Source organism: Arthrobacter sp. Y3221157, from assembly GCF_059089865.1.
The window spans coordinates 89,030-95,354 of the sequence record NZ_JBNHFD010000006.1; the positions used below are offsets into that span (position 1 = coordinate 89,030).

8 protein-coding genes and 1 pseudogene are annotated in these 6,325 nt (G+C 67.0%); 6 read left to right on the plus strand and 3 right to left on the minus strand.

Annotation, left to right across the window (positions count from 1 at the left end; all coding sequences use genetic code 11):
• Positions 1–36: 36 nt before the first annotated feature.
• Positions 37–927: a carbohydrate kinase family protein gene (locus tag AC5RTT_RS03730; protein ID WP_494104118.1), complete on the minus strand. Its 891-nt coding sequence runs from the start codon at positions 925–927 to the stop codon at positions 37–39.
• Positions 928–1,066: 139 nt separating this feature from the next.
• On the opposite strand from AC5RTT_RS03730, the gene AC5RTT_RS03735 reads away from it, so the two are divergent.
• The 6 genes from AC5RTT_RS03735 to AC5RTT_RS03760 all read left to right on the plus strand — a co-directional run bounded on the left by AC5RTT_RS03735 (position 1,067) and on the right by AC5RTT_RS03760 (position 5,432).
• On the plus strand, positions 1,067–2,209 hold the full coding sequence (locus AC5RTT_RS03735; protein WP_494124452.1) for a Gfo/Idh/MocA family protein: 1,143 nt from the start codon (positions 1,067–1,069) through the stop codon (positions 2,207–2,209).
• Between the two features lie 71 nt (positions 2,210–2,280).
• Entirely contained in the window at positions 2,281–3,063 is a 783-nt protein-coding gene (locus tag AC5RTT_RS03740; protein WP_494124453.1) for a DeoR/GlpR family DNA-binding transcription regulator, read from the plus strand.
• On the plus strand, positions 3,060–3,977 hold the full coding sequence (locus tag AC5RTT_RS03745; protein ID WP_494144051.1) for a 2-hydroxyacid dehydrogenase: 918 nt from the start codon (positions 3,060–3,062) through the stop codon (positions 3,975–3,977). Before AC5RTT_RS03740 ends, AC5RTT_RS03745 begins: the two co-directional genes overlap by 4 nt.
• Before the next feature lie 37 nt (positions 3,978–4,014).
• Positions 4,015–4,488, plus strand: a complete 474-nt coding sequence (locus AC5RTT_RS03750) for an SRPBCC family protein (RefSeq protein WP_494011602.1) — start codon at positions 4,015–4,017, stop codon at positions 4,486–4,488.
• 7 nt (positions 4,489–4,495) lie between these two features.
• A complete protein-coding gene (locus AC5RTT_RS03755; protein WP_494144052.1) occupies positions 4,496–4,840 on the plus strand; it encodes an iron chaperone in 345 nt (114 codons plus the stop codon).
• 7 nt (positions 4,841–4,847) lie between these two features.
• Complete coding sequence (locus tag AC5RTT_RS03760; RefSeq protein ID WP_494144053.1) at positions 4,848–5,432, plus strand: dihydrofolate reductase family protein; 585 nt, start codon at positions 4,848–4,850, stop codon at positions 5,430–5,432.
• On the opposite strand, the gene AC5RTT_RS03765 is transcribed toward AC5RTT_RS03760, so the two are convergent.
• Positions 5,416–5,823, minus strand: a complete 408-nt coding sequence (locus AC5RTT_RS03765) for a DUF1801 domain-containing protein (RefSeq protein ID WP_494144054.1) — start codon at positions 5,821–5,823, stop codon at positions 5,416–5,418. The genes AC5RTT_RS03760 and AC5RTT_RS03765 overlap by 17 nt on opposite strands.
• Positions 5,820–6,325, minus strand: a pseudogene (locus AC5RTT_RS03770) (hypothetical protein); the annotation flags it as partial. The gene AC5RTT_RS03765 and the pseudogene AC5RTT_RS03770, both read right to left, overlap by 4 nt.

Genomic DNA, 6,325 nt, shown 5'->3' on the forward strand with positions numbered 1-6,325 from the left:
GCTTCTTTCAGCTAGGCGTTGTGCTGGGAACGATGGTTAAGCAGGGACAGGGCTGATGGCCTGGCGGGGGATCATGGAACGGCCGTCCAGCCCCGCGCAGGATGCTGCGGCGGTGCGGCCGGCGAAGGCGGCGGCGTCCACCAGGGGCAGGCCCGCTGCGACGGCGGCGAGGAGGGCACCGTGGTACACGTCGCCGGCGCCCAGGGTTGACACGATGGTGGCCGGGGTGGCGGGAACGTGGACCGGCTCGCCGCCGCGTTCCAGGACCCAGGCGCCTTCGGAGCCGGCGGTGGCGACGACGGCGGAGGCGCCGTCGTCGATCGCCTTCCCCAGGAGGTCCCCGGGGGAGAAGTCCTCGCCGTACGTGGCGCGGAGCCTTTCGATGGTGGGGACGTACAGTGCGACGCCCCGCGGGCTGAAGGACGGGATGGGGTTTCCGGCGTCCACGCTGATCTTGAGTCCGTCCGCGCCAACGCCCGCCACGGCGTTCCAGCCAAGGTGGTCCACGTGCACCCAGGATGCGGAAGCCAGCAGTTCGGCGAAGCGGCTGCCGGCGGGGAAGCTGACGGGTGGGACAGGGCGGGTGACGATGGCGCGGCTTTCGGTGGCCCGGCTGACCACGATCACGCTGGCGCCGGTCTTGACGGCGGGGTCGCGGATGACGGCGGAGGTGTCCACGCCCTCGGCCTCGAGGCCGGCCACGATCCGGTCGCCTTCCTCGTCGGTGCCCAGGACGCCCGCAAAGGCTGTCCGGGCTCCGGCCCGCGCCGCCGCAACGGCCGCCGTGGCAGCGGGGCCACCGCCTGCCGTCGCGAAGTCTGACGCCACCGTGCGGCTGTCTGCTGCGGGGAAATCCTGCACCAGGGCGATGGAGTCAAGGGTGGCACAGCCTACGAAGAGCAGGGTTCCAGTTGACGGTTGGGGCACGTTCCACCTCGTTGTAGTTTCGGCTGGTACTGAAGAAATATACACACGCTATGTTGGAATAACAACACTTTCTGTATAGTTCTGTTTGGGATGCAACGCCGCGGTCCCGCCCACTCAACGTAGAGAAACGGAGCAACTCATGTCATTGCCTTCTGCGGAAACGGTCCGGACCATTCGTTATGGCCTTATCGGGGCCGGCCACATGGCCCGCGAACATGTTCGGAACCTTGCACTGATCCCGGGAAGCCGGATTACCGCAGTCTCCGATCCCACGCCGTCCTCCCTGGAAGAGACCGCGCGGGAGATCGGATATGAGGTGCAGGCCTTCGCCTCCCACCAGGACCTGCTCGCCTCGGGACTCGTGGATGCGCTGGTGATCGCCAGCCCCAATGACACCCACCTGGGAATCCTCAAGGACATCTTCGCCAGCGGCAAAAACCTGCCGGTACTGGTGGAAAAGCCCGTGTGCACCACCGCCGCGCAGGCGGACGAACTCGAACGGCTGGCTGCGGACTACACCGCGCCGGTGTGGGTGGCCATGGAATACCGCTACATGCCGCCGGTGCAGGAGGTCATTCAGGCCGCCCACGACGGCAAGCTCGGCAACATCTACATGCTGTCCATCGTGGAGCACCGCTTCCCATTCCTGCACAAGGTTGACGCCTGGAACCGCTTCGCCGAGCGCACCGGCGGCACCCTGGTGGAAAAGTGCTGCCACTTCTTCGACCTGATGCGCCTGATCCTGCAGGACGAACCCACCCGCGTCTACGCCAGCGGCGGGCACGATGTGAACCACATGGACGAGCTGTACGACGGCCGGGTCTCGGACATGGTGGACAACGCCTATGTGATTGTGGATTTCAAGGGCGGGAAGCGCGCCATGCTGGAGCTGTCCATGTTCGCCGAAGGGTCCAAGTTCCAGGAACGCATCTCCATCGTGGGTGACGCGGCCAAGATCGAGACCCTGATCCCGGTGGCGGCCAACCACTGGATCCCCGGTGACGAAGCCGAAGCCACCGTGGAATTCAGCCCGCGCTCACCGCTCGGCCCGGAAAAGCACGAGGTCCCGGTGGACGAGGCAGTGCTGGCCGCCGGCGCGCACCACGGCTCCACCTACTACGAGCACCTGGGGTTCCGGAAGGCCATCCTGGGCGAAGGCCCGGTGGAAGTCACGGTTGCCGACGGCCTGCAGTCGGTCCGGATGGGCCTGGCCGCCGAGCGCTCCATCGCGGAAGGGCGCCCCGTTGAGCTTGCGAATGCCGGTGCCGGGGTAGGTCGTTAAGTAGATTTGGTGTTGGAATTGCAACACCGGGCCAGGCTGGTGTCCGGGATATAGGCAGGAAAGAAGGGGCCATGAGCATCGCACGGGAAGAGGCGCCGCTGACGTCCCGCCAGCGCAGCATCTTGGACGAGCTCGGCCGGCGGGGGTTCATTTCCACAACTGACCTGGCAGAGAGGTTTGCCGTGTCGGACATGACGGTGCGCCGGGACACCCGGGTGCTGTCCAAGCTGGGACTGGTCCGGGTGGTCCACGGCGGTGTCAGTGCCGTCCACGGGCACGGTCAGAATGCGGACTTTGCCGCCCGCGTCCGGGAGGATGCCGATGCCAAGCTCAGGGTGGCCCGGGTGTGCTTGTCCATGATCGGTGAGCGTGACGCCATCATCCTGGACGCCGGGACCACCACGTACCAGATCGCCCACGAGCTGCCTGCGTCCTTCACCGGCACCATCATCACCCACTCGGCTCCGGCCATCCAGCGCTGCCTGCAGCTCACGTCCGCCCGGACCATCTGCCTTGGCGGAGAGCTGCTCCTGGACAGCCAGGCGTTCAACGGCCCCATGACGGTCACGGCCGCCGCCGGCTTGCGTGCCAAGACGGCCTTCATCGGCGTCAGCGGCATCCATGACGAGGCGTTTTACATTGAAAGGGACGTTGAGCGCGCCACTAAGATCGCCCTTATGGATTCGGCAGAACAGGTGGTGGTGGTGGCCACCCACCAGAAGATGCTGCGGTACGCGCTGGCCCGGCTGGCGGGCTTCGACGCGGTGGACGTGCTGGTGACGGACGCGCCGCCGCCGCGGGAAATCGAAACGGCTTTGAGCGCCGCCGGCGTGAAGCTGATGGTTGCCGCGTGAGCGCGCGGCTGCGGGTGTGCCTGCCCGACCAGAGGCTGCTGGACGCGCTCGAGCCCACGGACGGCGTCGACTTTGTGCTCTGGGACTTGACGGGCCCTGCCCCGGAGGGCCGGCTGGACCTGCTCGTCCCGGGATACATGGGCAAGCCGGCGGCGCTTGCCGCGCTGGAGGGCGTGGACGTCGGGCTTGTCCAGAGCCAGTCGATCGGATACGACGGCGTCGCTGAGGTCCTGCCGTCCGGCTGCGTTTTCGCCAACGCGGCCGGTGTCCATGAGACCTCGACCGCAGAGCTTGCCCTGGGCATGATGATCGCCAGCCAGCGCGGGATCCCGGACTTCGTCCGGAACCAGGCCTCCGGCACCTGGGACAACAGCCAGCGGGCCAGCCTGGCGGACCGGCGCGTGCTGCTGGTGGGCTATGGGGGAGTGGGCAAGGCCATTGAGGCCCGGCTCCTGCCATTCGAGGCCGAGGTCACGCGGATGGCAAGCCGTGCACGCGAGGACGAGGGCGGAACGGTCTACGGCATCGATTCACTGTATGAGCAGCTGCCGCTGCACGAGATCGTGGTGGTCAGCGTCCCGCTGAGTGAGCAGACCCAGCAACTGGTGGACGCGAAGTTCCTGGCTGCCATGCCGGACGGCGCGCTGCTGGTGAACGTGGCCCGCGGGCCGGTGGCCGATACCGACGCGCTTCTGGCGGAAACCTCGTCCGGGCGGTTGCGCGCGGCGCTGGACGTCACGGACCCCGAACCGCTGCCGGCCGGCCACCCGCTCTGGACCACCCCGGGCGTGCTGATCACCCCGCACGTGGGCGGCGCCAGTTCGGCAATGTTCCCTCGGATGGTCCGGCTGATCAGGAAGCAGATCGGGCTGCTGCTGGACGGCAAGGAACCCGCCAACGTAGTTCTCCGTTGACCTATCCAGGCGTGGCCCCGGCTCCTAAGCTGGGGCCATGTCCTCATATGAAGTCCGCCGCAGTGCCGTCATTCCTGCCGCCCCCGAAGATATCTTCCCGCTGGTCAACAACTTCCATCAGTGGACAACCTGGTCCCCTTGGGAGGCCGTGGATCCCGGCATGAGCCGGCGCTACTTCGGCCCGGACTCCGGCGTGGGAGCAGGCTACGAGTGGAGCGGCAACCGCAAGGCCGGCAGCGGGAACATGCAGATCGTCGAGTCGGTGCCGTCCAGCCGCATCAATGTCAGGCTGGAATTCACCAAGCCCTTCAAGGCGCTGAACCCCACCACCTTCACGTTCACGCCAGCGCCGGGCGGCACCGAGGTCAGCTGGGTGATGACCGGTGAAAACAAGGGCCTCCCGGCAAAGCTGTTCTCCCTCTTCGTCAACATGGACAAGATGGTGGGGTCCGACTTCGAACGCGGGCTGGCATCGCTGGCCTCCGCCGTGGCAGCCAAGAAGAAGAGCTAGGGCGGCCGTGGGCGTCGTCGACGATGCACTGGCGGACCTGCCGGAGGCGGACCGCGAGTGCCTGCAGCACGTCATTGAAATTGCCCGGCAACTGGTGCCGGAGGCCACTGAGGGCATGAGCTACGGCATGCCCGCCCTCAAGCTGGACGGAAAGCCGCTGCTGGGAGTGGTGGCCGCCGCCAAGCACCTCTCGGTGTTTCCGTTCTCGCCCGAGGCGGTGGAGGCAGTGGCCGGCCGGCTGGCGGGCTTTTCGCTGTCCAAGGGAACCATCCGCTTCACCGCGGAGCATCCCATTCCGGATGACGTTGTGGAGGACATTGTCGGGCTGCGGCAGGCGGAAATCAGGAAGTAGGGATCCCATGGGAAAGATCATCCTGTCCAACGCCGTATCCGTGGACGGGTTCTTCGAAGGACCGGACCGGGACATCAGCTGGCACCGGGTGGACGAGGAGCTGCTCCGGCACTTCAATGACGAGATTGGGGCGATGGGCGGGATTATCGAAGGCAGGGTCACGTACCAGCTGATGGAAGAAGTCTGGCCGACGGCTGACCAGGATCCGGAGAGCACCCCGGCCATGGTCGAGTTCGCGGGCATCTGGCGCCGCCTGCCCAAGTTCGTCTTCTCCCGCACCCTCACCACGGCGGGCCCGAACGCGAAGGTGTTTGCCGGCGTCGTTCCTGAAGAAATCCAGGCACTGAAGGCGGAAGCCGGCGGCGACCTCATCATGAGCGGCGCCGACCTTGCCGGAACGTTCATGCGGCACGGCCTGGTGGACGAGTTCCGGATCTACGTCAACCCCGTGGTGATCGGCCAGGGCCGGCGGGTGTTCCAGTCGCCGGACTTCACCGCGGACCTGAATCTGGTGGAGAGCCGCAGCTTCGGCAACGGGGTGGTCCTGCTGCGGTACCAGCGCCGGAACGGCGCCGTTACGCCCGGCCCTTGAGCTTCCGCCAGCCCCCGGCCCGGTTGTCCGCGATCACCGCCCGGAAGATGTCCAGCAGGGCCTCCCCGTTCACGGGATCGGCCTTGTGGAACGCGATGGTGCGCCCCGTCTGGTTGCCGTGGCCGCCGGTGATGATGTGCTGCGGGTCCGGGGCCAGGCCGCCGTCGTACAGGAACACGTTGACGTGGTCCATCGCCGCGAGGAGTGCACAGATATTGCCGTTCAGCACGAAGTAGGGCTGCACCGTGCGCTTGATGGTCTCCTCCACCCCGGGATCCGCGGCATGCACCAGGTCGCGGACCTGCCGGCAGACCGCCTGCTGCCACTCGGGGAGGGCGTCAATGTACTGGTCAACGCGTGGGTCCTTGGCGTAGTCCATGGCCAGGATCATCTCCTGAATTCGATGCGGACGGAGTTGTCGTCCGGCAGGACGATCACCGTTCCATTCTCCGGCGTCCAGCCGTCATGGAGGAAGAAGAAGCGTCCGCCGCTGAGCACCAGCAGGCGCAGCCCGTCGTACCGGTAGAGGGCCGCGTCCACGGTGCCAACGTTCACCTCCCTGACCGCGGCCGAGCCGATGCCCAGCGGCTTGGGTGAATACACCTCGGCGCGAGGCATGTACTGCACCCCCTGCTCGTAGTCCACCGCCAGCCGCCGCCCCAGTGCCTGGGCGAAGTCGGCGGTTCCCCAGAAGAGCAGCAGCGTCACGATGCTCAGCACCAGCGTGGTTTCCACCGCGCGCTGCTCGGCGGTGAGGTCCGGGCGTGTGCCGGCCCGGCCCAGCCGGCGAAGATGGACGCACCAGGTGGCCACCAGCACGCCCAACGCCATCAGGTACGGGGTGTAAAGCGCAGCCCTGGCACGCTCCGCGATGGCCAGCAGCAGGCTGGTGC